Below are 25,852 nucleotides of genomic sequence, written 5' to 3' on the forward strand. Positions count from 1 at the left end.
TGACGGTGCGGGTGTTATGCCCTGGCAGTCTTGCGGCCTCTCTGCTCAAGCTCCTGTTGCATCCTTAGCTGGGCAAGGTCAGCGTCATATTTGAGGCGCTGGTCCGGAAGCCTGTCCCCTGATCTGCCACGGCGCAGCTCCGTGTAGACAGTGGAGAGGGGCACGCTCAGGGAATTGGCCAGGGCCTTTGCCGTCTGGCCTTGCTCCTCCCAAAGTGTCTGGAGCTTTTGCCTGGCCTGGAGGGATTGAAAAGCGTAGCCTGCCATGCTGTTTTCACCTCTTTTCTGGCATAAAGGTATAAAAAAATTAGCTTGCTGGGTAGCAAGCTAATGGTGCTTGTACCCTGCAAACTAATCATAGGGCGTGCCAATTTCGGGTTCCTTGCGGAAAAGCCTTGACAAATGCTGGGCTGGCGGCTATAATATTTTGGTACGGCATGAGGTGTGAATATGGTGATTGACTTAAAAAGGTTTTTTCAGGCGGACGGGCTGGAGGATACGGCCTGCTATAAGCTGGACTTTTCCGGGGTGGAATTGGGCGGTGCCAAGCCGTTTTGTGCGCCCGTTGAGGTTCAGGTCCGGCTGAAAGGCTTTGCGGGCTCGGTGGCCCTTGTGGCAAAGGCGGGGTTTACCCTTACCATGCCCTGCGACCGCTGCGCCGAGGTATTCACCCGCGCGTATACCAGGGAATTTGCCCATACCCTTGTCCGGGAAACCCAGGGCGAGGAGGACGGCGAACTGGTGCTTGTGCCGGAAGAAAAGCTGGACCTGGACGGGCTTTTGTTGGAGGATATCCTTTTGGATATGCCGGGGCAGTTCCTCTGCAAGGAGGACTGTAAGGGGTTGTGCCATCTTTGCGGCAAAAACCTGAACGAAGGCCTTTGCGGCTGCGGCGTCCCCCAGGGCGACCCCAGGCTGGAGGTCCTGCGGCAGCTTTTATAGCTTTATAAAGGATTGCATCCATATAGATTGACGGCGAGGAGGTGCTGAAGATGGCGGTTCCTAAGAGAAAAGTATCCAGTGCGCGGCAGAACAAGCGGCGTTCCAATGTGTGGAAACTGAAGGTGCCCGCGCTGACCAGGTGTTCACAGTGCGGCAGTTTCAAGTCCCCCCACCGGGTGTGCCCCACCTGCGGCTATTATAACAGCCGGAAAGTGATCGACGTAGATCAGTAAGGGCGCGTGCAAAAAACGATAAAAAGGGAACGCCCCCAGGCGCTCCCTTTTTTGATTACAAAGGTAGAGCATTGCAGAGCCGGTTGTAACCGCCCAACCACAGCCGCCGGAGGCAAAAAAAGACGCAGCGAACCGCCGGGCCGCCGGTCGAGCGGAGGGCCTGCCCCCATAAGGGCGGTAGATAACGGTACAAAAGTCTTTGGGGTTTCTTAAGGGACTTTCTACAGAAAGTCCCTTAAGCCGCCGGAGGCAAACAAACACACAGAGAGCGCCCAACCGCCGGTCGAGCGGAGGGCCTTGCCCCACAAGGGCGGCGGATAACGGCAAAAAAGTCTTTGGGGTTTCTTAAGGGGCTTTCTACAGAAAGTCCCTTAAGCCGCCGGAGGCAAACAAACACACAGAGAGCGCCCAACCGCCGGTCGAGCGGAGGGACTTGCCCCCACAAGGGCGGCAGATAACGATACAAAAGTCTTTGGGGTTTCTTAAGGGACTTTCTACAGAAAGTCCCTTAAGCCGCCGGAGGCAAAGAAGCGGGGGAGCGCCAAGCAGGCGGCCAGCCCAGAAAGGAGTGCCAGCAATGGTTACAATATACAGCGTAGAGGAAGGCAGCCGGGCACAACGGGCGGGGATTCTGGCGGGGGATCAGTTGGTCAGCATAAACGGGCACCCCATTGCCGACGTGCTGGACTACCGCTTTTACGAAACCGAGCGGGAGTTGCGGCTGGTGCTGCGCCGGGCCGGGCAGGCGTATGAAACGGACGTGGTTAAGCCACAGTATGCGGGGCTGGGGCTAGAGTTTGAAAGCTACCTGATGGACAAGCAGCACGCCTGCCGGAACAAGTGCGTGTTCTGCTTTATCGACCAGTTGCCCAAGGGGATGCGGGACACCCTGTACTTCAAAGACGACGACGACCGGCTGAGTTTCCTGTTCGGCAACTATATTACGCTGACGAACATCGACAGCCGGGAGATCGACCGGATACTGGAAATGCACATCAGCCCCATCAACATCTCGGTGCACACCATGGACCCGGCCCTGCGCTGCCAGATGATGGGCAACCGCTTTGCCGGGGAGGCCCTGGGGCACCTGTACCGGCTGGCCGCGGGGGGTATCCGGCTGAACTGCCAGATTGTGCTGTGCCCGGGGCTGAACGACGGGGCGGCGCTGGAATTTTCGCTGGGGGAGCTGTGCGGGCTGGGGGAGAACCTGCAAAGCGTGGCTTGCGTGCCTGTGGGCCTTACCCGCTACCGGCAGGGGCTGTACCCCCTAAAACCCTTTGACCAGGCGTCGGCACAGGCGGCCCTTTCTATTATAGAAAAGTACGGCGCGCTGTGCCGGGAGCAGCGGGGCGCCCGCACGGTGTATGCCTCGGACGAACTGTATTTACTGGCCGGGCGGGCGCTGCCCCCGGTGGAGTTTTACGAGGATTTCCCCCAAATTGAGAACGGCGTGGGAATGCTGCGGGATTTGGAGGACGGTTTCCTGTGGGCGGTGGAGGATATGGAGCCCTGGGCCGGCCGGCGGCGGGTGACCATCCCTACCGGGGAGGGGGCATACGCTTTTCTCAACGAAATGCTTGACGTACTGCGGAAAAAGTGCCATAATTTAAAGATAGATATGGTGCCTGTGCGGAATGACTTTTTCGGGGGCACGGTGAATGTGACCGGGCTGCTTACAGGGCGGGACATTTGCGCCCAACTGGCGGGCCGGGACCTGGGGGACGAACTGCTGGTGGCGGGTAATATGCTGAAGGCGGGGGAGGATATCTTCCTGGACGATATGACGCTGGCGGGGCTCTCGGAAAAACTGGGGACGCCTGCCAGGCGGGTGGGGGCCGGCGGCGAGGACCTGTTGGCGGCTATTTTGGGCCGGGAGCAGCCGGGCGGCAAAGGCCATAACCCCTATGAATCCGGCAGTTGGGAGCATGACTGAGGGTTCCGGGGTCTTTTCCCGCCGGTTTGCCGGCGGCGTGATTTGCTAATTTGACCTTTATTTTACTTTGAGGGGGCGGTTTTATGCCAAAACCGATCGTAGCCATTGTGGGCCGGCCTAATGTGGGCAAGTCTACCCTGTTCAATAAAATCCTGGGCCGGCGGCTCTCCATTGTGGAGGACACCCCCGGCGTGACCAGGGACCGCATTTTCGGCGATGCCGAGTGGTGCGGCCACCAGTTTTCCCTGGTGGATACCGGTGGGCTGGAGCCTGCCTCCAAGGACATTTTGCTGAGCCAGATGCGGGAGCAGGCGGAGATCGCCATTACCTCTGCCTGCGCCATTGTGCTGGTTACGGACATCCGCGCCGGGGTTACCGCCACGGACCAGGAGGTGGCGGAACTGCTGCTGAAAAGCGGCCGGCCGGTGGTCCTCTGTGTGAACAAATGCGACAGCATTGGCGAACCGCCCGCCGAGTTCTACGAGTTCTACAACCTGGGCCTGGGCGACCCGGTGATGGTGTCCTCTGTCCACGGCCACGGCACCGGCGACCTGCTGGACCGGGTGGTGGAGGTGCTGCCCGCTACCCCCGAAGAGGGGCCGGAGGGGGAGGATATCAAGGTGGCGGTGATCGGCAAGCCCAACGTGGGTAAGTCCTCTCTGGTTAACCGGGTGGCCGGGGAGAACCGCTGCATTGTTTCCGACATAGCCGGCACCACCCGGGACGCCATCGACATGACCGTGGAGAACAGCTACGGCAGCTTTACCTTTATTGACACCGCCGGCCTGCGGAGAAAGTCCAAGGTGGAGGATTCGGTGGAGTATTACAGCAACCTCCGGGCGGAAATGGCCGTGGAGCGGGCCGATGTGTGCATTGTGATGATCGACGGCACCCAGGGCTTTACCGAGCAGGACTCGAAGGTGGCGGGCATTGCCGTAGAGGCTGGCAAAGGCTGCATTGTGTGTGTAAACAAATGGGACGCCGTGGAGAAGGACGATAAGACCATGGACCAGATGCGCCTGAAACTGGCCGAGGACTTCGCCTTTATGAGTTACGCGCCCATCCTCTTTATCTCCGCCAAGACCGGCCAGCGGCTGGACAGGATGTTTGAGCTGATCAAGCTGGCCGCCATGAGCAACGCCATGCGGGTGACCACCGGCGCCCTGAACGACGTGCTGGCCCAGGCCGTGGCCCGGGTGCAGCCCCCCACCGACAAGGGCCGGCGGCTGAAGATCTACTACATGACCCAGGCATCCACAAAGCCCCCTACCTTTGTGTGCTTTGTCAATGACCACGAACTGTTCCACTACTCCTACCAGCGGTTTATCGTCAACCGCATACGGGAAACCTTTGGGTTGGAATGCACCCCGGTGCGGCTGCTGATCCGGGACAAGAAGGATGAGAAGGGGGCGGACAAATGAGCGGGCATGGGGCCATTGTGCTTATTATCATAGGGGGGATGGTTGCCGGCTACCTGCTGGGGGGCATCAACTGGGCCATTATCCTGACCCGCCTCTACCAGCGCCGGGACATCCGGGACCAGGGCAGCGGCAACGCGGGTATGACCAACGTGCTGCGCAGCGTGGGCAAGCTGCCCGCCCTGCTCACCTTTGTGGGGGATTTCCTGAAAAACGTGGCGGCGGTAGCATTGGCCGGTTTCCTGGTAACGCTGTACTACGGCATGGCCGGCGGGCCTGCCAACCCGGAGGTGGTGCAGGTGGCCAGGGCCCTGGCCGGGGCAGCCTGTGTGGTGGGGCATATCTTCCCTGTTTACTACGGTTTCCGTGGGGGCAAGGGCATCGTTGCCGCCGCGGCCATGATCGCCCTGACAGACTGGCGGGTTTTTTTGCTGGCCATTGCCACCTTCGGCGTCCTGTTCCTCTGGAAGAAGATCATCTCCCTGGCCTCTGTGGCCAGTGCGGCGCTGTACCCGGTGTATACCTTCCTGCTGGTGCTTTTCCTGGACTATTTCCCCAAGGGCTGCTCCCTGGGCTATCTGGTTTTTGCAACAGGCATCGCGGCGTTTATCGGCGGGCTGGTGCTCTTTAAGCATAGGGCCAATATCGGCCGCCTGCTGCGGGGGGAGGAAAAACCCATTATCAAGGCAAAAAAATAAAACAAGAGGGTTTGCAGAAAACTGCCCCTTCCACGGCGCGGGCCTGAAAGGAAATTATTTTTGCAAATCCCCTTGACAATTTGACTGTCGTAATCTATAATCAAAGCCAGAAAGCGAGGTGGGCGATTGTCTGGAAAGATGGGAAGGCCCAAAATTGACAACCCGAAAGCCACACAGATCACGGTGCGGCTGGATGATGCAACGCTGGAAAAGCTGGACGAAAACGCGGCGTATCATCAGGAGTCCCGCGCAGCCTCACTGCGCCGGGGCATTGCGTGTGTCAATCAGGCCATTAAAAAAAAGTAGGATGTTGGCCCTCCTGGAAAGACGTGCCAACATCCTCAAAAAAACAAACCCGCAAGCGCATGGTTTGGCAAACCTATTATACCAGCCTTGCGGATAAATTGCAAGGAGGAAGTTATATGGGGAACGGAGAGATCGACCGGGAATCCCTGGAACGGCTGTTTGAGGAACTGGGCGAACTTCACCGGCTGATACGGGCCGGTATGTCCACCCTGGCCGTGCTGGAGCGGGGGGCGGAATCCCAAGAAATGGCCGACGCGCTGGGGGTTTTGGCCAGCTACCTGCAAAGCTTTGTGGGGGATGTAGGCACCCTGGCCCTGGCCGGCGGCCGGCTGGTGCGGCAGGGCTGCCCGGCTGAAAATTAACAGAAAATTTACATTTGGCCCCTCCTGTTGTGGTATGATAAGAGTCTGACTCGAATCGGCCTGCAAGGAGGGTTCCTTATTATGGATTGTACAATTTCTACAGAGAATGCGGCGTTTAGCTACAAAGTTACCGGCGTATTGGTACATAACGGCCGGGTGCTGGGCATGAAGGGCCAGGACGTCCCCGGCGACTCCTTCCACTATATGCCCGGCGGCCGGGTGAAACTGCATGAAACCATGGCGGATGCCCTGCGCCGGGAGTTTTGGGAGGAACTGGGCATAGGGGTGCAGCCGGTGCGGCCCCTGTGGCTATGGGAGAGCAGCTTTGCCGGGCCGGGGGGCACGCCCTGGCATGAGCTGGCGGTGGTTTTTGAAGTAGAGGCCGGCCCGCGGGAGTTGGAGCGGCTGCCCAGCCTGACAGAACCCTTTACCCGTAGGGACACAGACGGGAACACCCACTATTTCCGCTGGCTGGGCGGGGAGGAGGTCAACCGCGAAAACCTGTGCCCTGCTGTGCTGGGCCAGGCCCATCTGCGCCTGCCGGGGCAGTTTACGCTGGCGGCCAACGGTGCCTGGCCGGGCAGCCTGATGGACTGCAAATGCCGCCGGGATGAGGGCCTGTTCAATTTCCGGGCGGCAGCGGTGATGGTGTACAACGGGCGGCTGCTGGCGATGAAGGAGGCGGATATCGCCCACTATTACCTGCCCGGTGGCCGGGTGCGCCTGCGGGAAACAACGGAGCAGGCGGTCCTTCGGGAACTGCGGGAGGAGTTGGACATCAGCGCCCGGGTGGTGCGGCCCCTGTGGCTGTGCGAGAGTTTTTTCAGCCTGGATGTGCCGGTCCACGAGATCGCCCTGTATTTTCTGGTGGAGCCGGATTGGGACGCCCTGCCCAGCCTGACGGAGGATTTCACGCTGACAGACACCGACGGGGACGAGCATTTGTTCCACTGGTTGGCTGGGGATGAAGTGGCCGGGGCGGCGATCTACCCGCTGGCGCTCAAGGAGAGTTTCCCTAACCTGCCGGAAAGTCTGGTGCTGGTGACGGATGAGCGGGACCGGGCGGCCCGCCCCCAAAACCGCTGCCCGGCCAGCGCCACCTTTGGCAGCCCCCTGCCCGGCGCCGGGTACGTGGACCGCGAGGGGGCCTACCTGCTGGCCCTGGAAGGCGGCCTGCTGGCTGTGGTGGAAACGCCCAAAGGCTGGTTTCTCCCCGGCGGGGGCATAGAGCCGGGGGAGGGCCACGCCCAGTGCATCCGCCGCGAATGCCTGGAGGAACTGGGCCGGGAGGCCACGCCGGGCGCCTACCTTGGCTGTGTCGATGCCTACTTGCAGCACCCCAGCATCCCCTTTTTTCATCCCATCTGCCACTTTTATACCGGCGCCCTGGGCCAGGCCCTTGCACCGCCCACCGAGCCCGGCCATACCCCGCGCTTGGTCCCGGCCAAAGACGCCGCCCAAGGCCTCTACCTGGAAACCCAGCGCTGGGCCGTGAAACGCCTCTTGGGGATGTAGCTTGGCCCTCTTTGCGCCCCGCCGGGGGGTTCCTGCTTTTTTTGTTGGGGCTTTGCCCCAAACCCCACCAGGGGCGCTGCCCCTGGACCCCGCCAGCGCTGCGGCGCTGGACCCGCTATGTGGCCTCCCGCAAGGCGTAGGGGCATAGGGGGCGGCTGCGCCTTTATGGCTTTTATTGGCTTTATTTCTTCTTTCTTTTTTTGAAGGGCTTACATGGGGTGATGGGAAAGGCCGCGTGTTACGTTGGTAAGGGGCGATGTCGGGGCTTGTGGGCAAGGTTTGCAGGGGCCCAATACCGGCGAAACCGGTAGGCGTTTTGCCCCGTATTTCCCGCCGGGAAACCGGGCCTTGCAGGGCCGGGTGGTAAAAGGCCGGGGCTTGCGGGAGGGCGGGGAACCCGCCCTCCCGCAACGCCCACTTGACTTTTTTGGCAGGATGTATTATTATAGCATAAAGTCCCAATACTACTGGTGTGGTCAAAAGTTAAATTCCCGGCCGCAAATTGCGCCGTTAGGATGTGTAATTTTGGATAAATATGTGATTCACGGAGGCCGCCGCCTGTGTGGCGAGGTCAATATAAACGGGGCGAAAAACGCCGCGGTGGCTATTCTGCCCGCCGTTATCCTGTCTGATTCCCCCTGCCGCATTGAAAACCTGCCGGATATTTCTGACGTGAAAGACGCCGCCCGCATTTTGGCGGAGATGGGCGCCGGCATCACCTACCCGGACCGGCACACCATGGACATCGACCCCCGGCCCATTGAAACCCATATGGTTTGTGCCGATGTGGCCCGGAAAATGCGCGGTTCCTATTACTTTATCGGGGCGCTGCTGGGGCGTACCCGGCGGGCCTCGGTGCCCATGCCCGGCGGCTGCGATTTTGGCGTGCGCCCCATTGACCAGCACCTGAAGGGCTTTGAGGCCCTGGGGTGTGTGCACAGCCTGGACAACGGCGGCATGATCTCGGTGTCCGCCCCCAACGACCTGCACGGGGCCCATATTTACCTGGACGTGGTTTCCGTGGGCGCCACCATGAACATCATGCTCACCGCCGTAAAGGCGCTGGGCGTTACGGTAATTGAAAACGCCGCCCGTGAGCCCCATGTGGTGGATCTGGCCAACTTCCTCAACACCATGGGCGCCGACATCCGGGGCGCGGGCACGGACACCATCAAGATACACGGGGTGCAGCAGTTGCGGGGCGTCACCTACGCCATTATCCCCGACCAGATCGAGGCGGGCACCTATATGATGGCCGCCGCCGCCACCCACGGGGACATCACCGTGAAGAACGTGACCCCCAAGCATCTGGAGTCCATCTCCGCCAAGCTGGTGGAAATGGGCGTGACCGTGGAGGAGGGGGATGACAGCGTCCGGGTGTTCTGCGACCGGCAGTTGCGCAAGTGCAATGTAAAAACCCTGCCCCATCCGGGTTTCCCCACGGATATGCAGCCCCAGATCACCACCCTGCTGACCACGGCCGGGGGCATCAGCATGGTGACGGAAAGCATTTTCAGCGGCGGCCGTTTTAAGTATGTGGACGAGTTGCGGAATATGGGCGCCAAAATCACCGTAGAGGGCAGTTTGGCGGTGGTAGAGGGCGTACCGGCCCTGAAGGGCGCGCCGGTGCGGGCCCTGGACCTGCGGGCCGGCGTGGCCATGGTGCTGGCCGGGCTGATGGCCAGCGGCGTGACCCAGATAGAGAACATCCGGTTTATTGAGCGGGGCTACGAGAACATTGTGGACAAGCTGGCCGCCTTAGGGGCGGATATCCACCTGCAATCCACGCCGGAAGGCTACGCCCATTACCATGTGGGCTAAGCCCAGGTAGAATGCGGTTAAAAGAGGCATCGGCCCCGCGGCGGTTCATCCGGGCGGGGCGGTTTTATTGAGGAGGATGCGGCATGGCAAGGCTCTGCCCGCTGTTTTCCGGCAGTTCCGGGAACAGCTATTACATAGGCTCCCGCAGCGAGGGGGTGCTCATCGACGCGGGGGTTTCCTGCCGCCGGATAGAAGGCGTGCTGGGCCTTTGCGGCATAGCCCCCCAGGCGGTACGGGCCATCTTGGTGACCCACGAGCACACAGACCATACCAGCGGCATCCGGGTGCTGGCCAGAAAGTACGGCCTGCCCGTATACGGCAGCCCCGGCACGCTGGAGGCCATTGCACCGGGGCTGGAGGGCGTAGAGCTGGTGGATATTTCCGGCGGCACGGCGCTGGCCGGTATGCAGGTACGGGCCTTCCCGGTGTCCCATGACTGCGCCCAGCCGGTGGGCTACCGCATAGACACCGCCGACGGCCGGAAGTTCTGCTTTGCTACCGACCTGGGCTGCCTTACCGGCATGGTAAAGGAACAGTTGCTGGGTTGCGACGCCGTGGTGCTGGAGTCCAACCACGATGTGGAGATGCTGCGCAACGGCCCCTACCCCGCCTACCTGAAACGCCGTATCCTCTCCAGCCACGGCCACCTGTCCAATGCCGCCTGTGCCGGCATCCTGCCGGGCCTGGCAGAGTCAGGGGTCAAGCGGTTCATTCTGGGCCACCTCAGCAGCGAAAACAACACCCCCCAGTTGGCCGCCCAGGCCGGCATAGCGGCCCTCACCCAGGCGGGCTATGTCCAAGAGGTAGACTACCTGCTGGAAACCGCGCCCCGGGAGAACACTAAGGGCAGGGCGGTGATCTTCTGATGCTGGGCGTAGACCTGATCTGTGTAGGCAAGCTGCAAGAGCCCTTCTGGCAGGCGGCGGTGGGGGAATACGAAAAGCGCCTGGGAGGCCTTTGCCGGTTCCGGGTGGTGCAACTGCCGGAGGCCAAACTGCCCGCCGCCCCCTCGCCGGCCCAGGTAGTGGCGGCCTTAGAGAAAGAGGGCAAGGCCATTTTGCCCCGGCTGCGGGGGGCGGCCTACCCCCTGTGTATTGAGGGGAAACGCCTGGATTCCCCCGGCCTGGCCCGGCTTTTGGGGGATGCCATGCAGGCGCCGGGCAGCGTCAGCTTTGTCATCGGCAGTTCCCACGGGCTGGCCCCGGCGGTCAAGGCGGCCGGGACGGGCATCTCCATGTCCCCCATGACCTTCCCCCACCAACTGGCCCGGGTGATGCTCTGCGAGCAGATCTACCGGGGCCTGCTGATCCTGCGGGGCTCCCCCTACCACAAATAGGCGGCAGGGGCGCGGGCCTGCCGGAAGGGGCTTTGGCCATTTCAATATACAATAAAAAGCAAAAAGAGAAAGCAAAAAAGAAAGAAAGCAAAAAAAGAAAGCCCATACGCACAGCGCGTATGGGCTTTCCCCATCAGCATAACCAAAAAGTGTAAACACCCTCCGACGCTACTCGCGGGCAAAAACAGCCGGCAATACCGCCCCCGGTGCGCGTGGTCGGGAGTCCAGAGGGCCGCTGGCCCTTTGGCCGGGATTCTTAAGGGGCGGAGCCCCTTAAGCCGCCAGAGGCGACCGTTTAGCGCCGACCGAGCCAGCAGGCAAGACCGGAGCCCCTTAAGCCGCCGGAGGCCCTAGGCCCACGGCAAACCTCAATCCAAAGCCATATCCCCCGGTTTCACCCAGCCCAGCCGCCGGAAGAGCAGGTCAAAGGCCAGGGCCAGCAGGGCGGGCAGGACAAAGCATACCAGCAGCAGCCCGGCCCAGTCAAAGGCGGTAATGGCAGCTTTGGCGCCGGTTGCCACGTCGTTGACCCAGCCGGAGTATACGCCGATCTGCCCCACCAGCCCGCAGGTACCCATGCCGGAGGCCACGCCGCCGGAGGGGTCGTTCATCTCCAGCCCGAACAGGCAGGTGGCAATGGGCCCGGTAATGGCCGCTGCCAGGGTGGGGGCGATCCAGATGCGGGGGTTCTTCACAATATTGGGCACCTGCAACATAGAGGTCCCCAGCCCCTGGGCCACCAGCCCGCCCCAGCGGTTCTCCCGGAAACTGATGGCCGCAAAGCCCACCATCTGGGCGCAGCAGCCTGCCACAGCCGCGCCCCCGGCCAGGCCCGTAAGCCCGAAAGCGGCGCACAGGGCGGCAGAGGAGATCGGCAAGGTCAGGGCAATGCCCACCAGCACCGACACCACCATGCCCATCCAGAAGGGCTGCAACACCGTGGCGTCCTTAATCAACTGCCCAAAGGCCGTGGCCACCGACCCCACCGCCGGGGCGATGAGGTAGGCCAGCGCCGCACCGGCGCCAATGGTCACCAGGGGGGTGGCCAGAATGTCCACCGGGGTCTTTTTGCTGACCAGCTTGCCCAGTTCAGCGGCGGCTATGGCGATGAGCAGCACCGCCAGCGGCCCCCCGCTGCCCCCCAAAGAGTTGGCGGCGCTGCCCACAGCGGTCAGGGAGAACAGCACCAACGGCGGGGCCTTCAGGGCGTAGCCAATGGCAATGGCCATGGCGGGCCCGGCCATGCCCTTGGCAAAGTTGCCTACCTCGGTAAGCACAGGCACCCCCAGTTGGGTGCCCAATGTAGAGACAATGGTGCCCACCAGCAGCGAGGCAAATAAGCCCTGGGCCATCGCGCTCATAGCGTCCACCAGGTATAGCTGCAAGTAGGCTTTCAGGCCCTTTTTCGCCGGCTGGGGCCCGGTTGGGCCGGCCGGCTTTTTACTTGAATTGCTTGCATTGCTTGCATTGCTCGAATTGCTTGAATAGCTCATAAATCAGGAAACTCCTTCCGAAAGCCGGAAGGGCCGTGCCGATGGGCACAGCCCCCGGCAGGTTCTGTTGACGTTCACGCGGTCAAAGGTATGGCAAATCTATATTCGCTATGTTGCGCCGCGCAGGCAGCCGCTTTGTCCTTGGGGGATCGCCGCCGGCCTTTTCCGGTTGATTGGTCGTCCCCCGCGCTTACCGGCGGTTCCCGCCTGCGCTGCGCCGTATTGGGTTTTCACTCTTATTATATCGATTGCAAAGGATTTGTCAAGGGGGAAGGCCCCCCTGGGCGTGCCCAAAACGAGTGCTTAATGACGAAGTAACGGCCTCCGGCGGGGAGGGGGCCTTGCCCCCTCCACCCCCACCACCTTTGAAAAGGGCGAGGGCCGCCGGGGGCGGCCGTCACGAGCCGACCGAACCGGCAGGTGAGAAGACGAAACTTTTACTATTTGTTTGCCGGATTGTTTGCTGGAGCCTTGCTCTTAAACTCTTCGCTTTGGACACACCCTCCTCCGCCGGGCTTGACACAGCCAAGTGGCTGTGCTATAATTCCTTTCGGGCATCAAGGCCTGCTTAAAAGGCTAAAAACACCGCCTTTTGGCCCCTACAGGGCCGTGCGGGGTACTGCCCGGAAATTTTCAACCCAAAAGGAGCATCAAGATGGACCGTTTTGAAAAAGTTTCCAGCAAGGGAAAATTGAACGTAACAGAAGTTTGGAAGGACAGGGAAACAGGCGTCCTTTACCTGTTCCATAAAGACGGGTACGCAGGCGGCCTTACGCCGCTGCTGGGCCAGGACGGGAAACCCCTGGTAGCCCAGCCGGAATAACGGTCCCCCCAGGCAGGGGGAACATAGAGCAAAACCGCCACCTGACAAAGTGGCGGTTTTTTCTATCGGTTGCAGATCCCGTTGCAGCGGATGCGGCCGGTCACACCACGCCCTGGGCGATCATGGCGTCGGCAACCTTCACAAACCCGGCGATGTTGGCACCCATCACGTAGTTCTTCGCGTGGCCGTACTGCTCGGCAGCCGCGTCCGCATGGGCAAAGATATCCTCCATAATGCCCTTCAGCTTGGCATCCACCTCGTCAAAGCTCCAAGCAAGCCGCTGGCTGTTCTGGCTCATCTCCAAAGCGGAGGTAGCCACACCGCCGGCGTTGGCCGCCTTGCCCGGGGCAAACAGCACGCCCGCCTGCTGCAACAGTTGGGTGGCCTCCAGGGTGGTGGGCATATTGGCACCCTCCGCCACGGCAATCACCCCGTTGGCAATCAGTTGCTTGGCGTCGTCCGCGTTCAGTTCGTTCTGGGTGGCGCAGGGCAGGGCCACGTCGCACTTTACGCTCCACACGCCCTTGCCCTCGTGGTATTCCGCGTTGGGCCGGTGCTTTTTGTATTCGCTTAGCCGCTGGCGGTTCACTTCCTTAATCTCCTTCACCGCGGCCAGGTCAATGCCCTCCGGGTCGTAGACCCAGCCGGTAGAGTCGGACATGGTCACCGGCTTCGCGCCCAACTGTATGGCCTTCTGGGCAGCGTAAATGGCCACATTGCCCGCGCCGGAGATGGCCACGGTCTTACCGGCCAGTTCGTGGCCGTTCTTTTTCAGCATGGCATTGGTAAAGTACAGCAAGCCGTAGCCCGTGGCCTCGGTCCGGGCCAAAGAGCCCCCGTAGGCCAGGCCCTTGCCGGTCAGCACGCCCTCAAAGCGGTTGGTCAGCCGCTTGTACTGGCCAAACATAAAGCCGATCTCCCTGGCCCCGGTGCCGATATCCCCGGCAGGCACGTCGGTGTCCGCGCCGATATGCCGGAACAGCTCGGTCATAAAGCTCTGGCAGAAGGCCATCACCTCCCGGTCAGACTTGCCCTTGGGGTCAAAGTCGCTGCCGCCCTTGCCCCCGCCGATGGGCAGGCCGGTCAGGCTGTTTTTAAAGATCTGCTCAAACCCCAGGAACTTGATGACGCTGAGGTTCACCGAGGGGTGCAGCCGCAGCCCGCCCTTGTAGGGGCCAATGGCCGAGTTGAACTGTACCCGGAAGGCCCGGTTCACCTGTACCTTGCCCTGATCGTCCACCCAGGGCACCCGGAAGATGACCTGGCGCTCCGGCTCGGTAATGCGCTCCAGAATACCGGCCTGCTCATACTTGGGGTTGGCGTTTATCACCGGCTCCAAAGAGGTCAGCACCTCTTCCGCCGCCTGCAAAAACTCCGGCTCATGGGTGTTTTTGGCTTTCAGCAGTTCTAGCTGGGTAGATACATAAGACATAAATTTTACCTCCAAACTGCAAGTCCGTCTATCTTGTCCTGCAAATTATGTTTCTATATTACCACAAAACCCATGATATTGCAAGTAAAAAAACAGCACCCCGTAAAATTTTTACAAATTCACCAGAAGGAAGTTGCAAATTTGGATTACCCCTAGCGAATTGTAATGCTTGCAGGAAACACCTTGACATCGGCCCGCCCATCAAGTACAATAACAATGTATGTGTGCCGTTTTGGCGCGCATCCTGAGATTGCGTGCCGAATGGTGCGGTTTATTTTGACCTTTTGTATTTTTGTATCCCTGGAAGGAGCGACCCGTCAATGAGCAACCGGAATGTGTATGAATCCCCACTGTCCGCCCGCTATGCCGGCCGGGAGATGAAGTACCTTTTCTCCCCGGACATGAAGTTCCGCACCTGGCGGCGGCTGTGGATCGCCCTGGCCGAAACAGAGCACGAACTGGGCCTGCCCGTAACCCAGGCGCAGGTGGACGAGCTGAAAGCCCACGCGGACGACATCAACTACCAGGTGGCCGAGGCCCGCGAAAAAGAGGTCCGCCACGATGTGATGAGCCATGTGTACGCCTACGGCCAGCAGTGCCCCCAGGCGGCGGGCATCATCCACCTGGGCGCTACCTCTTGCTATGTGGGCGACAATACCGACATCATCATCATGACCGACGCCCTTAAGCTGATCCGGGACAAGCTGGTGAACGTGCTGCGGGTGCTGGCAAAATTCGCCGGGGATTACGCCGGCCTGCCCACCCTGGCCTTTACCCACTTCCAACCGGCCCAGCCCACCACAGTGGGCAAACGCGCCGCTTTGTGGATGCAGGACCTGCTGCTGGACCTGGAGGACGTGGAGTACCAGTTGGGCAAGGCCAGGCTGCTGGGCTGCAAGGGCACCACCGGCACCCAGGCCAGTTTTCTGGAGCTGTTCGAGGGCGACCACGAAAAGGTGAAGGAACTGGACCGCCGCATCGCCCAAAAGCTGGGCTACACAGATAGTTTCCCCGTGTCCGGGCAAACCTATTCCCGCAAGCTGGACAGCCAGATGTTAAACCTCCTTTCCGGTATTGCCCAAAGCGCCGCTAAGTTCTCCAACGATATACGCCTGCTGCAACACCTGAAAGAGGTGGAGGAGCCCTTTGAGAAGGGCCAGATCGGCTCCAGCGCCATGGCCTATAAGCGCAACCCCATGCGCACCGAGCGCATCGCCTCCCTGGCCCGCTACGTGATGAGCGACGCCCTGAACCCCGCCCTCACCGCCGCTACCCAGTGGTTCGAGCGGACGCTGGACGACTCCGCCAACAAGCGCATCAGCGTGGCCGAAGCCTTCCTGGCCACCGACGGCATCCTCAACCTGTACGCCAATGTGGCGGACGGCCTGGTGGTCTACCCCAAGGTCATCCACCAGCGGTTGATGAAAGAGCTGCCCTTTATGGCCACCGAGAACATCATGATGGACGCGGTCAAGCGGGGCGGCGACCGCCAGCAACTGCACGAGGCCATCCGGGTACACTCCATGGCCGCGGCCCGGGTGGTAAAGGAGCAGGGCGGCGAAAACGACCTGCTGGAACGCATCGCCGGCGACCCCCTCTTCGGGGTGGGCATGGAGGCGTTGCAAAACATCCTCCAGCCGGAGAAGTATGTGGGCCGCGCCCCCGAACAGACACGGGAGTTTTTGGCTGACGTGGCCGGCCCCGTGCTGGACAGATATAAAGATATGGAAACCGAGAAACCGGAGGTAACTGTTTGAGCCAAATCGAACTGTATGTGCCCCGCCTGGAGGACCTCTGGTTCCGCCGGCAAATGCTGGCTGACCCGGCCACCATGGGGTATAACAAAGGTTATGCACTTGGTTTCCCGGCGTATCATAACGATACGGGCTGCATAGACTTTCCAGAGAGCGACTGGCCCGGCTGGTATGCCCGCTGGGTCAACGCCCAGCCGGAGCGGTTCTACGCCTACCTGCGGCAGCAGGAGGCTGGAGCGGCCGGGGCATTTTTGGGCGAGGTAAGCCTGTACCAGACCACCGCTCCGGGGGTCTATGAGATGGGCATCGTGCTGCACAGCGCCCAGCGGGGCAAGGGCTATTCCGCCGGGGGCCTCCGCCTGCTGCTGGCGTATGCCTTCGGGGAACTGGCTGCCGGCAAGGTCACCAACACCTTTGAGCCCGCCCGCGCCGCTGCCCTAAAGCTCCACCGTTCCGTGGGCTTTCAGGTGGAAAAGGAGGAAGCCGGGCTGCTGTACCTTTCCCTTACGGCAGAGGGCTACCGAAAAGCAACCAAGTAAGAGCCAGGTAAGGCCCGGCGCGGCACAGAAACCCAGACCCCAATCCCGGCAATTAAACCGGCAAGCGCAGGCCAAAAAGCAAAATAAAACCAAGAAGAATAACTAAAGATAAAGAAAATTAAATGGATAAAAAGAAAAATAAAAAGATAATAAAATGGATAAAGAAAAAATAGATAAAGAAAAAGAAAAAACATAAAATAAATAGATACGAAACAGATAGAAAAATAAAGTAAAGAAAAATAAAATTAAGAAGAAAATAAATAAGAAAAAGAAAGAAGAAAATAAAAAATAAGTAAAGAGAAAAAGAAAAACGCCGGACACGCAGCGGCCGAAGGGTCGAGCGGCAAGCAAAAAGGTCAGAGAAAAGGCAGCTAACGGCACAAAAGTTTTTGAAGGGTGCAGGGAAACTTTTTTCAAAAAGTTTCCCTGCCCGCCGGAGGCACGGAGGCCGCCTTTAACAAAAATACACAAGCAAGCAACACAAGCAAAAGAAAGGCTAGGAGAAATATGGTAAAAGCAATCGTGGGCGCCTGTTGGGGCGACGAGGGTAAGGGCAAGATCACAGACACCATGGCCGAGAACTCGGACATAGTGGTGCGGTTCCAGGGGGGCTGCAACGCCGGGCACACCATCATCAACGCGTACGGCCGTTTCGTGCTGCACCAGTTGCCGGCGGGGGTATTCCGGCAAAACATCACCAACATCATTGGCAACGGGGTGGCCCTGTCGCCGGAAAACTTCCTCAGCGAGCTGGAATACATCCAAAAGGGCGGCGTGCCCAAGCCGAAGATGCTGATCTCCGACCGCTGCCAGGTGCTGATGCCCTACCACAAGGAGTTGGACGGCCTGGAAGAGGCCCGTCTGGCCGATAAGGCTTTCGGCTCCACCAAATCGGGCATTGCCCCCTTCTATTCCGACAAATTCGCCAAAATCGGTTTCCAGCTCAGCGACCTGTTCGACGGCAAAGACGCCCTCATGGAGCGCATCGACCATGTGCTGGGCCTGAAAAACGTGCTGTATACCCAGCTTTACCACCAGCAGCCCCTGGACCGGGAGGAGATCTACCAGCAGTTGATGACCTACAAGGAGATGCTGGCCCCCTATATCGCCGACACCACCACCCTGCTGTACAACGCCGTGCGGGAGGGCAAGACCATCCTGCTGGAGGGCCAGTTGGGCTCCCTGCGGGACCCGGACATGGGCATTTACCCCATGACCACCTCCTCTTCGCCCCTGGCCGGTTACGGCGCGGTGGGGGCGGGGGGCATCCCGCCCTATGCCATCGGCAAAATCGTGTCCGTGGTCAAGGCCTATTCCAGCGCGGTAGGCGCCGGGGAGTTTGTGTCCGAGATCTTTGGCCAGGAGGCCGAGGAGCTGCGCCGCCGGGGCGGCGACGAGGGCGAGTTCGGCGCCACCACCGGCCGCCCCCGGCAGGTAGGCTGGCTGGACCTGGTGGCCGCCCGCTACGGCTGCATGGTGCAGGGCGCCACCGATGTGGCCTTCACCGTGCTGGACGCCCTGGGCTATCTGGACGAGATCCCCGTGTGCGTGGCCTACGAGTTGGACGGCAAGCAGATCGACCACTTCCCGCCCACAGCCCAGTTGAAAAAGTGCAAGCCCGTGCTGGAAACCCTGCCCGGCTGGAAGTGCGATATCCGGGGCATCAGAAGGTACGAGGACCTGCCGGAAAACGCCCGCCGGTACGTAGAGTTTGCCGAAAAGGCCCTGGGCGTCCCCGTCACCATGGTTTCCAACGGCCCCGGCCGCGAGGACATCATCTACCGCTGAACCTCCACGCCCATCCCCAACAAAAAGAAACAAAAAACCCGCTCCCACCCGCCGGTCGAGCAAACCACCCGGCCTCCTAAGAGCGGCAGATAACGTCACAAAAGTCTTTGGGGATTCTTAAACCCCTTTCTTCAGAAAGGGGTTTAAGCCGCCAGAGGTAAAAAAGCAAACCAAGCAAATTAACCCCATAAAGGAGGCGCATCACCATGTGTGGGATCGTAGGCTATATAGGTGGGCAGCAGGCTGCCCCGGTACTGTTAGAGGGGCTGGAGCGGCTGGAATACCGGGGCTATGACTCGGCAGGGGTAGCCGTGTACAATGGCAGCGGCGTGCAGGTTGTCAAGTCAAAGGGCAGGCTGTCGGTGCTGCGGGGTATTTTGGCAGACGGGGCCGGGCTGCCGGGCCTGGCAGGCATTGGCCACACCCGCTGGGCCACCCATGGGGCGCCCTCCGACGTCAACTCCCACCCCCAGGTCAGCGACGGCGGCCTGTTCGCGGTGGTGCACAACGGCATCATCGAAAACTACCTGTACCTAAAAAACCATCTCAAGCGCCGGGGCGTGGCCTTTGTGTCCGATACCGACACCGAGGTGGTGGCCCAGATGCTGGAATACTACTACCACGGCGATGTGCTGCAAGCCATCCAGCAAGTTATCGCCCGGGTAGAGGGCAGCTACGCGCTGGGCATTATCTGCGCCGCCTGCCCGGAAAAGGTTTTCGCCGTGCGCAAGGACAGCCCGCTGATCGTGGGCCGGGGGGAGGGGGAGAACTTCATCGCCTCCGACGTGACCGCCATTTTGCGCCATACCCGGCGGATCTGCCGGCTCCAGGACGGGGAGATCGCCGTGCTGGAGCGGGACAGGGCCCGGTTCTTCGACGGGGACCTGGAACCCCTGGATAAGCCCGAAGAACTGGTGGAGTGGGACGTGGCCGCCGCCGAGAAGGGGGGCTACGAGCACTTTATGATGAAGGAGATCTGCGAGCAGCCCGAGGCCCTGGGCAAAACCATCTCCCCCCGCATCCGGGCGGGCCGGGTGGTGCTGGACGATATCGTGTTCACCCCCGCCCAGTTGCGGGATATCCACCGGGTCTACATTGTGGCCTGCGGCACCTCCTACCATGTGGGGGCCGTGGCCAAGTATGCCTTCGAACAACTGCTGCGCCTGCCCATTGAGGTGGACGTGGCCTCCGAGTTCCGCTACCGGGACCCGGTCCTGGACAGCCGCACCCTGGTGATCATCATCAGCCAGTCCGGCGAAACCGCCGACACCCTGGCCGCCCTGCGGGAGGCCAAGCGGCAGGGGGCCCAAACCTTGGCCATCGTAAACGTGGTGGGCAGCACCATTGCCAACGAGGCCGGCCATGTGCTGTACACCTGGGCCGGGCCGGAGATCGCCGTGGCCTCCACCAAGGCATACAGCACCCAGTTGGCCGTGGTCTACCTGATCGCCCTCTATATGGCCCAGCAGTTAGGGGCCCTGCCGCCGGAGGAACTGGCCGGCTATATCCGGGAGCTGGAGCGCCTGCCCGCCCTGGCAGAGCGCTGCCTGCAAGATAAAGAGGCGGTCCAGTACCTGGCGTCCCAGTACTTCCACGCCAAAGATATGTACTTCATCGGCCGCAATGTGGACTACGCCGCCTCGCTGGAAGCCTCCCTGAAGCTGAAGGAGATCTCCTATATCCACTCCGAGGCCTACACCGCGGGGGAGTTGAAACACGGCCCCATCTCCCTGATCGAAGAGGGCACGCTGGTCATCGCCATCTGCACCTGTGGGCGGCTCTTCGACAAAATGATGTCCAATATCCGGGAGGTCAAGGCACGGGGGGCGGTGGTGCTGGGCATCACCACCGAAGACCTGCGGGAAACCCTGGCCCAGGAAACCGACTGGCAGTTCTGCGTGCCCAAAACCGCCGGTTTCATGCTACCCTCCATGAGCATCCTGCCCCTGCAACTGTTCGCCTATTATACCGCCGGCATGAAGGGCTGCGACATCGATAAGCCCCGTAACCTTGCCAAGTCCGTAACGGTGGAGTAGCCCCAAGCGCCCGGCCCGGCCTTCCCGGCCAGGGGGGAGGCTGCCCGCCCCATGCCCCGCCCTACTTTTTTAAACCATCTTCCGGCCCCGGCCCCCTCTGCCGGCAGCCCCAAAAGGAGGCCCCATGCAAAATACAGAGCGCCTGCAACACATCAAAATGTTTGTGCTGGATATGGACGGCACCATCTACCTGGGGGAGCGCCTGTTCCCCTTCACCCCCGGTTTCCTTCGCCGGGTGCTGGAAACCGGCCGGGACTACTGCTTTTTCACCAACAACAGTTCCCAAAACCGCCAGGCCTACCTGGAGAAACTTGGCCGCATGGGGCTCTCGGTGCCCCCCGAAAAAATGCTGATCTCCAACGGCGTCCTGCTGGAATGGCTGGCGGAGAACCGGCCGGGGGAGAGCGCCTACGTGGTCGGCACCCCCGCCCTGGAGGAGGACTTCCGGCAGGCGGGGATCGCCCTAAGCGACACAGCCCCCCACTACGTGGTGCTGGGCTTTGACACCACCCTCACCTACGAAAAGCTGCGGCTGGCCTGCGGGTTCATCCGCCAGGGCGCGGCGGTTTACGGCGCCAACCCGGACTGGAACTGCCCGGTAGAGGGCGGTTTCATCCCGGACTGCGGCTCCATCGCCGCGCTGGTCAAAGCGTCCACCGGGGTGCAGTGCCCGTTCTTCGGCAAGCCCTCGCCCCACACGCTGCGCTATATGTTGAAACACACGGGCTGCCAGCCACAAGAACTTGCGGTAGTCGGCGACCGCCTCTATACGGACATCGCCGTGGCAGCAGACAGCGCCGTCACCTCCATTTTGGTGATGAGCGGCGAAACCACCCCCCAAATGCTGGCGGAAAGCCCCATCCGGCCCGACCTGGTTTTTGCCGATCTGGGGGAGCTGGCCGGGGCGTTGGGGTAATATCCCGCAAAAAAAGGGGCAGTCTAACCTGTAAAGGAGGGACTGCCACATGGAATACTTCAACGCATTTTGGGTGGGCGGGCTCATCTGCCTCATTGGCCAGTTGCTCATCGACCTCACCGGCCTGACCCCGGCCCGCATCATGGTGCTTTTCGTCACCCTGGGCGTGCTGCTGGGGGGCGTGGGCCTGTACGGCCCCCTGGTAGATTACGCCGGGGCAGGGGCCACGGTGCCCCTGTGCGGGTTCGGCTGGGCCCTGTCCGAGGGCGTGCGCAAAGCGGTGGTCGAGCAGGGTTTCCTGGGCGTGTTCACCGGCGGGCTGACAGCCGGCGCGGCGGGCACCACAGCGGCGGTGTTTTTCGGCTACCTGGCGGCACTGCTGGCCAGGCCGCGGGATAAGGCATAAGCATCCAGGCAAAAAAGGCGAAAAGGCACAGCCGCCCCGCAAAACCCACAAAAATACCCCGCAGCCCTATGCTGCGGGGTATTTCGGTTATCCGGCCGTCAGGCGCACAATTCCCGCACAGTGGGAAACCGCCTCAAACTGCATCTGCGGGAAATGCTCCCGCAACTCTTCATACACCAAATAGAATTCCTCCCCGTCCCAATCGTCCCCGCTCCGGGCGCGGCAAGCTTCCAGTTGCCCGCGGGTCCCAAAGGCCACGTCGCCCACCAGCAGTTGCCCGCCGGGGGCCAGCAGGGGTAAAAGCCCCGCCAAAAACCCGGCCTTCTCCCTGTCCGGTAGATGATGGACAGCGTAGGTAGAAAGGATACAATCATACGTCTGCCCCAGCAGCTCCGAGGGCAGTCCAGCAGCCATATCCCCCAAAAACAGGTGGGCGCCGGGCATCTTTGCCTGTGCGGCCTCCCGCATTTTGGGCGAAAAATCCAACCCCCACACCTGGCAGCCCATATCATACAGCCGGGCGGTCAGTGTGGCCGTGCCAAAGCCAATATCCAGCACCCGGCAGGGGCCGGCTGCCAAAACGTCCTGAAAAATACGCCCCAGTACCTTTTTGTAGCCGGCAAAGGGGTAGGTGTTGCTTTCGTCAGAAAGGCCAACGGCCTGATCATAGCCGTCCGCCCAAAGGTCAAAGCCATGTTTGTCCAACAAGGGTACATCCTCCTAAGCAGGGGCGGGGAGGGGCAGGGGGCCCGTTTGGGCATGGCAAAGCCCACCTCCTTCCGGCGTTGGAGGGCCGCCGCTTTTATTGGATCGAGCAGTCCAAATAGTGCTCCAGCTCTTCCTCGTCCCGTTTGTGATCCAAATACAGCAGCAGGGCCGTTACCGAGGCCGCTACGGCCGCAATGGCGGTAATCAAACCGATCAGCAGTGTAAGTTTCGTCCCCTTTTTCATATAGGCCACCTCCAAATAATAGGTATGTATATATAATAACCAGTATTCTACAAAAAGTCAAGGGTATATTTGTAAAGGAAGCGTCCAAAATGAAGAGTTAAAAAACGAGGCTCCAGCGAACAAATAGTAAAAGTTTCGTCGTCTCACCTGCCGGTTCGGTCGGCTCGTGACGGCCACCCCCGGTGGCCCTCGCCCTTTTCAAAGGTGGCGGGGTTCTTAGGGGGCGACAGCCGAGAATCAGGGCCCAAGAGTTGGCTACGCCAACTCTCCGCCGCCGGAGGCCAAAATTTCGTCACAAACTCTCCGCTTTGGACACCCGCAAAAAGATAAAAGGCCGGAACCCAGCAGGATCCGAGCCTTCGAAAAGCAAACTAACAAAACCAGCGTAATAAAGCAAGCAGCTTACGCGCCGGCGTGCAGTTTTTTATCCAGGGCAGCCTTTTTGTGGGCAGCATTGTTCTTGTGGATAATGCCCCTGGCAGCGGCCTGGTCAATCTTCTTCATGGCGGTGCGCACCTCGGCAACCTTGTTGTCCGCATTGCTCTCAATGGCCGCGTTGGCCTTCTTGATCTGCGTTTTCAGTTGCGAGTTGGCAGCGCGGTTCAGCATGGTCTTGGTGGCAATGACCTTCACGCGCTTTTTGGCAGATTTGATGTTCGGCAAGTGTAACACCTCCTTACCCATCGGCTTACTAAAGGTTATGATAGCACAAAACCAAAGAAATTGCAAGCTTTTTTTCAAGGCTTTGGCAGGGCGCCCCCGCACAGGAAACCGGGGCGAAAATGTGAAAGATTTGTGAATTGTAAAAAAATGTGAAAAAGCCTCTTGACTTTTACTGACCATAAGGATAGAATAGGTTTAGCACTTGAGAGTGGTGAGTGCTAAAACACAAATTGCGTTATCTCTTATCGCTGGGCCGTGCCACGGCGCGCCCCGGCGGATACCGCCCCCCGGCGGCGGAAAGCCGGGAGAAAGGGAAGGCCCCGCCATTAAAATTTTGGGCCGAAGGTGTTTGCAATGCAGGTAAAGCCTTTGCTGGACAGAGTCCTTATTAAAACCGAGGATGCCGAGGAAACCACCAAAAGCGGCATCGTCCTGGCTGCCAAAAGCCAGGAGAAACCCCAGATCGCCCGGGTCATCGCCGTTGGCCCCGGGGGCGAGATCGACGGCAAAGAGGTAAAAATGTACCTGAAAGAAGGGGACCGGGTCATCTCCGCCAAGTACAGCGGCACCGAGGTGAAGATCGACGGCGAGGAGTACACCATCGTCAAGCAGTCGGACATCCTGGCCGTGGTGGAGTAAGAGCCCCCGGCAGCATACGTCAAGCAAAAACACAATCTATTTAAAACACCCATCAGAAAGGACATGATGCAGATATGGCTAAGAAGATCGTCTACGGCGAGGAGGCCCGCAAGGCGCTGCTCAGCGGCGTCAACCAGTTGGCCGATACGGTAAAGATCACCCTGGGCCCAAAGGGCCGCAACGTGGTGCTGGATAAGAAGTTCGGCGCCCCCCTGATCACCAACGACGGCGTCACCATCGCCAAAGAGGTGGAGCTGGAGGATGCCTACGAGAACATGGGCGCCCAACTGGTCAAAGAAGTCGCCACCAAAACCAACGATGTGGCCGGCGACGGCACCACCACCGCCACCCTGCTGGCCCAGGCCCTGGTCCGTGAGGGCATGAAGAACGTCACCGCCGGCGCCAACCCCATGGTCTTGCGCAAGGGCGTGCAAAAAGCCACCGAGGCTGCCGTGGACGCCATCGTCCAGAACAGCCAGAAGGTCAGCGGCACCAAAGACATCGCACGGGTAGCCGCCGTTTCCTCCTCCAGCGACGAGATCGGCCAACTGATCGCCGACGCCATGGAGAAAGTCACCTCCGACGGCGTCATCACCGTAGAGGAGAGCAAGACCGCCGAAACCTACAGCGAGGTAGTCGAGGGCATGATGTTCGACCGGGGCTATGTCACCCCCTATATGGCCACCGATACCGACAAAATGGTGGCCGAGCTGGACGACCCCTATATCCTCATTACCGATAAGAAAATCTCCAACATCCAGGAGATCCTGCCCCTGCTGGAGCAGATCGTCCAGTCCGGCAAAAAGCTGCTGATCATCGCCGAGGACATTGAGGGCGAGGCCCTCACCACCCTGATCCTCAACCGCCTGCGGGGCACCTTCGTGTGCGTAGCCGTCAAGGCCCCCGGCTTTGGCGACCGCCGCAAGGAGATGCTGGTGGACATCGCCACCCTCACCGGCGGCCAGGTTATCTCTGAGGAAGTGGGCCTGGACCTGAAGGAAACCACCGTGGATATGCTGGGCCATGCCCGCCAGGTCAAGGTGGATAAAGAGAACACCATCATTGTAGACGGCGCCGGGGACAGCGAGGCCATCAAGGCACGGGTCGGGCAGATCCGCTCCCAGATCGAAACCACCACCAGCGAGTTCGACAAAGAGAAGCTGCAAGAGCGCCTGGCCAAGCTGGCCGGCGGCGTGGCGGTCATCAAGGTGGGCGCCGCTACCGAGATCGAGATGAAGGAAAAGAAACTGCGCATCGAGGACGCCCTGGCCGCCACCAAGGCCGCTGTGGAAGAGGGCATCGTAGCCGGCGGCGGCACCGCCCTTATCGACGCCATCCCCGCCGTGCAGGCCTATGTAAACAGCGCCGAGGGCGACGAAAAGACCGGCGCCGCCATCGTGCTCAAGGCCCTGGAGGAGCCCGTCCGCCAGATCGCCGCCAACGCCGGCATCGAGGGTTCCGTGATCGTGGAGCAGCTTAAGCGGGACCACAAGGTGGGCCAGGGCTACAACGCCCTTACCGGCGAGTTCCAGGATATGATCCAGGCCGGCATCGTAGACCCCACCAAGGTTACCCGTTCCGCCCTGCAAAACGCCTCTTCCGTGGCCGCCACCATCCTCACCACCGAGTCCCTGGTAGCGGACATCAAAGAGCCCACCCCGCCCGCAGCCCCGGCCCCGGACATGGGCGGGATGTATTAATGATGCATTGAAATCCCCCGAAAACACGGGATTCTTGCCTAACTGAAACCTTGCTTTACACAAAATTTACACCATTCCTTTGCATTACGCGAGGAAGGTAAAACAAAAAGAGCAGCCCCGGATTACGCCGGGCCTGCTCTTTTCTCTA

General features: G+C 60.5%; 26 protein-coding genes. 20 read left to right on the forward strand and 6 right to left on the reverse strand.

Going from position 1 to position 25,852, the window contains the following annotated elements:
• Positions 1–14: 14 nt before the first annotated feature.
• Positions 15–266: a hypothetical protein gene (locus U8U01_RS00465; RefSeq protein WP_322168762.1), complete on the reverse strand. Its 252-nt coding sequence runs from the start codon at positions 264–266 to the stop codon at positions 15–17.
• 183 nt (positions 267–449) lie between these two features.
• Here U8U01_RS00465 and U8U01_RS00470 point away from each other — a divergent pair, with 183 nt between their 5' ends.
• The 11 genes from U8U01_RS00470 to U8U01_RS00520 all read left to right on the forward strand — a co-directional run bounded on the left by U8U01_RS00470 (position 450) and on the right by U8U01_RS00520 (position 10,563).
• On the forward strand, positions 450–941 hold the full coding sequence (locus tag U8U01_RS00470) for a YceD family protein (protein ID WP_322168765.1): 492 nt from the start codon (positions 450–452) through the stop codon (positions 939–941).
• Positions 942–991: 50 nt separating this feature from the next.
• Complete coding sequence (gene rpmF / locus U8U01_RS00475; RefSeq protein ID WP_322168768.1) at positions 992–1,174, forward strand: 50S ribosomal protein L32; 183 nt, start codon at positions 992–994, stop codon at positions 1,172–1,174.
• Positions 1,175–1,751: 577 nt separating this feature from the next.
• Positions 1,752–3,107 (forward strand): DUF512 domain-containing protein, encoded by a 1,356-nt coding sequence (locus U8U01_RS00480; RefSeq protein WP_322168770.1) that lies wholly within the window; start codon positions 1,752–1,754, stop codon positions 3,105–3,107.
• 83 nt (positions 3,108–3,190) lie between these two features.
• Complete coding sequence (der, locus tag U8U01_RS00485) at positions 3,191–4,528, forward strand: ribosome biogenesis GTPase Der (protein ID WP_322168772.1); 1,338 nt, start codon at positions 3,191–3,193, stop codon at positions 4,526–4,528.
• Positions 4,525–5,223, forward strand: coding sequence for a glycerol-3-phosphate acyltransferase (locus U8U01_RS00490; protein ID WP_322168775.1), 699 nt, complete (start codon positions 4,525–4,527; stop codon positions 5,221–5,223). The genes der and U8U01_RS00490 overlap by 4 nt, the downstream gene beginning before the upstream one ends.
• A 138-nt stretch (positions 5,224–5,361) precedes the next feature.
• Positions 5,362–5,529: a hypothetical protein gene (locus U8U01_RS00495; RefSeq protein WP_322168778.1), complete on the forward strand. Its 168-nt coding sequence runs from the start codon at positions 5,362–5,364 to the stop codon at positions 5,527–5,529.
• Positions 5,530–5,645: 116 nt separating this feature from the next.
• Positions 5,646–5,891, forward strand: coding sequence for a hypothetical protein (locus tag U8U01_RS00500; protein WP_322168781.1), 246 nt, complete (start codon positions 5,646–5,648; stop codon positions 5,889–5,891).
• Between the two features lie 81 nt (positions 5,892–5,972).
• A complete protein-coding gene (locus U8U01_RS00505) occupies positions 5,973–7,406 on the forward strand; it encodes an NUDIX domain-containing protein (protein ID WP_322168785.1) in 1,434 nt (477 codons plus the stop codon).
• Between the two features lie 525 nt (positions 7,407–7,931).
• Entirely contained in the window at positions 7,932–9,227 is a 1,296-nt protein-coding gene (murA, locus tag U8U01_RS00510; protein WP_322168788.1) for a UDP-N-acetylglucosamine 1-carboxyvinyltransferase, read from the forward strand.
• Between the two features lie 83 nt (positions 9,228–9,310).
• The gene (locus U8U01_RS00515; RefSeq protein ID WP_322168791.1) at positions 9,311–10,093 is read left to right on the forward strand and encodes an MBL fold metallo-hydrolase; all 783 of its coding nucleotides are present in this window, start codon (positions 9,311–9,313) and stop codon (positions 10,091–10,093) included.
• Positions 10,093–10,563 carry a 23S rRNA (pseudouridine(1915)-N(3))-methyltransferase RlmH gene (locus U8U01_RS00520; RefSeq protein WP_322168794.1) on the forward strand — a complete coding sequence of 157 codons (471 nt, stop codon included), beginning with the start codon at positions 10,093–10,095 and terminating at the stop codon, positions 10,561–10,563. Before U8U01_RS00515 ends, U8U01_RS00520 begins: the two co-directional genes overlap by 1 nt.
• A 368-nt stretch (positions 10,564–10,931) precedes the next feature.
• On the opposite strand, the gene U8U01_RS00525 is transcribed toward U8U01_RS00520, so the two are convergent.
• Positions 10,932–12,056, reverse strand: a complete 1,125-nt coding sequence (locus U8U01_RS00525; RefSeq protein WP_322168797.1) for a PTS sugar transporter subunit IIC — start codon at positions 12,054–12,056, stop codon at positions 10,932–10,934.
• A gap of 655 nt (positions 12,057–12,711) precedes the next feature.
• On the opposite strand from U8U01_RS00525, the gene U8U01_RS00530 reads away from it, so the two are divergent.
• On the forward strand, positions 12,712–12,879 hold the full coding sequence (locus tag U8U01_RS00530) for a DUF6440 family protein (protein ID WP_322168800.1): 168 nt from the start codon (positions 12,712–12,714) through the stop codon (positions 12,877–12,879).
• A gap of 100 nt (positions 12,880–12,979) precedes the next feature.
• Here U8U01_RS00530 and gdhA read toward each other — a convergent pair whose 3' ends face one another.
• Entirely contained in the window at positions 12,980–14,311 is a 1,332-nt protein-coding gene (gene gdhA, locus U8U01_RS00535; protein WP_322168802.1) for an NADP-specific glutamate dehydrogenase, read from the reverse strand.
• Between the two features lie 320 nt (positions 14,312–14,631).
• Here gdhA and purB point away from each other — a divergent pair, with 320 nt between their 5' ends.
• The 6 genes from purB (at position 14,632) to spoVAE (ending at position 21,750) form a co-directional block, all read left to right on the forward strand.
• The gene (gene purB, locus U8U01_RS00540) at positions 14,632–16,068 is read left to right on the forward strand and encodes an adenylosuccinate lyase (protein ID WP_322168805.1); all 1,437 of its coding nucleotides are present in this window, start codon (positions 14,632–14,634) and stop codon (positions 16,066–16,068) included.
• Complete coding sequence (locus U8U01_RS00545) at positions 16,065–16,604, forward strand: GNAT family N-acetyltransferase (RefSeq protein WP_322168807.1); 540 nt, start codon at positions 16,065–16,067, stop codon at positions 16,602–16,604. The genes purB and U8U01_RS00545 overlap by 4 nt, the downstream gene beginning before the upstream one ends.
• Positions 16,605–17,111: 507 nt before the next feature.
• The gene (locus U8U01_RS00550; protein WP_322168810.1) at positions 17,112–18,392 is read left to right on the forward strand and encodes an adenylosuccinate synthase; all 1,281 of its coding nucleotides are present in this window, start codon (positions 17,112–17,114) and stop codon (positions 18,390–18,392) included.
• Positions 18,393–18,598: 206 nt separating this feature from the next.
• Entirely contained in the window at positions 18,599–20,428 is a 1,830-nt protein-coding gene (gene glmS, locus U8U01_RS00555; RefSeq protein ID WP_322168813.1) for a glutamine--fructose-6-phosphate transaminase (isomerizing), read from the forward strand.
• Between the two features lie 124 nt (positions 20,429–20,552).
• Entirely contained in the window at positions 20,553–21,344 is a 792-nt protein-coding gene (locus tag U8U01_RS00560; protein ID WP_322168816.1) for an HAD-IIA family hydrolase, read from the forward strand.
• Between the two features lie 49 nt (positions 21,345–21,393).
• Positions 21,394–21,750 (forward strand): stage V sporulation protein AE, encoded by a 357-nt coding sequence (gene spoVAE, locus U8U01_RS00565; protein WP_322168819.1) that lies wholly within the window; start codon positions 21,394–21,396, stop codon positions 21,748–21,750.
• An 87-nt stretch (positions 21,751–21,837) separates the two neighbouring features.
• On the opposite strand, the gene U8U01_RS00570 is transcribed toward spoVAE, so the two are convergent.
• From U8U01_RS00570 to rpsT, 3 genes are all read right to left on the reverse strand, one after another.
• Positions 21,838–22,458, reverse strand: coding sequence for a class I SAM-dependent methyltransferase (locus tag U8U01_RS00570; RefSeq protein ID WP_322168822.1), 621 nt, complete (start codon positions 22,456–22,458; stop codon positions 21,838–21,840).
• Positions 22,459–22,552: 94 nt separating this feature from the next.
• The gene (locus U8U01_RS00575) at positions 22,553–22,702 is read right to left on the reverse strand and encodes a hypothetical protein (RefSeq protein ID WP_322168825.1); all 150 of its coding nucleotides are present in this window, start codon (positions 22,700–22,702) and stop codon (positions 22,553–22,555) included.
• A gap of 402 nt (positions 22,703–23,104) precedes the next feature.
• The gene (rpsT, locus tag U8U01_RS00580) at positions 23,105–23,365 is read right to left on the reverse strand and encodes a 30S ribosomal protein S20 (protein WP_322168829.1); all 261 of its coding nucleotides are present in this window, start codon (positions 23,363–23,365) and stop codon (positions 23,105–23,107) included.
• Positions 23,366–23,719: 354 nt separating this feature from the next.
• Between rpsT and U8U01_RS00585 the strand changes: the two genes are divergently transcribed.
• A complete protein-coding gene (locus U8U01_RS00585; protein ID WP_322168832.1) occupies positions 23,720–24,004 on the forward strand; it encodes a co-chaperone GroES in 285 nt (94 codons plus the stop codon).
• A gap of 74 nt (positions 24,005–24,078) precedes the next feature.
• Positions 24,079–25,704 carry a chaperonin GroEL gene (gene groL, locus U8U01_RS00590; RefSeq protein WP_322168835.1) on the forward strand — a complete coding sequence of 542 codons (1,626 nt, stop codon included), beginning with the start codon at positions 24,079–24,081 and terminating at the stop codon, positions 25,702–25,704.
• The last annotated feature ends 148 nt before the right edge of the window (positions 25,705–25,852 follow it).

This window comes from Acutalibacter caecimuris (assembly GCF_034335085.1).
GTDB lineage: Bacteria > Bacillota > Clostridia > Oscillospirales > Acutalibacteraceae > Acutalibacter > Acutalibacter caecimuris.

Bases quoted from the DNA above. Each gene is read 5' to 3' on its own strand.
- U8U01_RS00470 (WP_322168765.1), top strand. From the start codon at position 450: ATGGTGATTGACTTAAAAAGGTTTTTTCAGGCGGACGGGCTGGAGGAT.
- groL (WP_322168835.1), top strand. From the start codon at position 24,079: ATGGCTAAGAAGATCGTCTACGGCGAGGAGGCCCGCAAGGCGCTGCTC.
- U8U01_RS00480 (WP_322168770.1), top strand. From the start codon at position 1,752: ATGGTTACAATATACAGCGTAGAGGAAGGCAGCCGGGCACAACGGGCG.
- spoVAE (WP_322168819.1), top strand. From the start codon at position 21,394: ATGGAATACTTCAACGCATTTTGGGTGGGCGGGCTCATCTGCCTCATT.
- U8U01_RS00520 (WP_322168794.1), top strand. From the start codon at position 10,093: ATGCTGGGCGTAGACCTGATCTGTGTAGGCAAGCTGCAAGAGCCCTTC.
- U8U01_RS00585 (WP_322168832.1), top strand. From the start codon at position 23,720: ATGCAGGTAAAGCCTTTGCTGGACAGAGTCCTTATTAAAACCGAGGAT.
- der (WP_322168772.1), top strand. From the start codon at position 3,191: ATGCCAAAACCGATCGTAGCCATTGTGGGCCGGCCTAATGTGGGCAAG.
- U8U01_RS00575 (WP_322168825.1), bottom strand. From the start codon at position 22,702: ATGAAAAAGGGGACGAAACTTACACTGCTGATCGGTTTGATTACCGCC.
- gdhA (WP_322168802.1), bottom strand. From the start codon at position 14,311: ATGTCTTATGTATCTACCCAGCTAGAACTGCTGAAAGCCAAAAACACC.
- U8U01_RS00505 (WP_322168785.1), top strand. From the start codon at position 5,973: ATGGATTGTACAATTTCTACAGAGAATGCGGCGTTTAGCTACAAAGTT.
- U8U01_RS00515 (WP_322168791.1), top strand. From the start codon at position 9,311: ATGGCAAGGCTCTGCCCGCTGTTTTCCGGCAGTTCCGGGAACAGCTAT.
- U8U01_RS00490 (WP_322168775.1), top strand. From the start codon at position 4,525: ATGAGCGGGCATGGGGCCATTGTGCTTATTATCATAGGGGGGATGGTT.
- U8U01_RS00530 (WP_322168800.1), top strand. From the start codon at position 12,712: ATGGACCGTTTTGAAAAAGTTTCCAGCAAGGGAAAATTGAACGTAACA.
- rpmF (WP_322168768.1), top strand. From the start codon at position 992: ATGGCGGTTCCTAAGAGAAAAGTATCCAGTGCGCGGCAGAACAAGCGG.
- U8U01_RS00500 (WP_322168781.1), top strand. From the start codon at position 5,646: ATGGGGAACGGAGAGATCGACCGGGAATCCCTGGAACGGCTGTTTGAG.
- U8U01_RS00560 (WP_322168816.1), top strand. From the start codon at position 20,553: ATGCAAAATACAGAGCGCCTGCAACACATCAAAATGTTTGTGCTGGAT.
- purB (WP_322168805.1), top strand. From the start codon at position 14,632: ATGAGCAACCGGAATGTGTATGAATCCCCACTGTCCGCCCGCTATGCC.
- U8U01_RS00525 (WP_322168797.1), bottom strand. From the start codon at position 12,056: ATGAGCTATTCAAGCAATTCGAGCAATGCAAGCAATGCAAGCAATTCA.
- U8U01_RS00465 (WP_322168762.1), bottom strand. From the start codon at position 266: ATGGCAGGCTACGCTTTTCAATCCCTCCAGGCCAGGCAAAAGCTCCAG.
- U8U01_RS00495 (WP_322168778.1), top strand. From the start codon at position 5,362: ATGGGAAGGCCCAAAATTGACAACCCGAAAGCCACACAGATCACGGTG.
- U8U01_RS00550 (WP_322168810.1), top strand. From the start codon at position 17,112: ATGGTAAAAGCAATCGTGGGCGCCTGTTGGGGCGACGAGGGTAAGGGC.
- glmS (WP_322168813.1), top strand. From the start codon at position 18,599: ATGTGTGGGATCGTAGGCTATATAGGTGGGCAGCAGGCTGCCCCGGTA.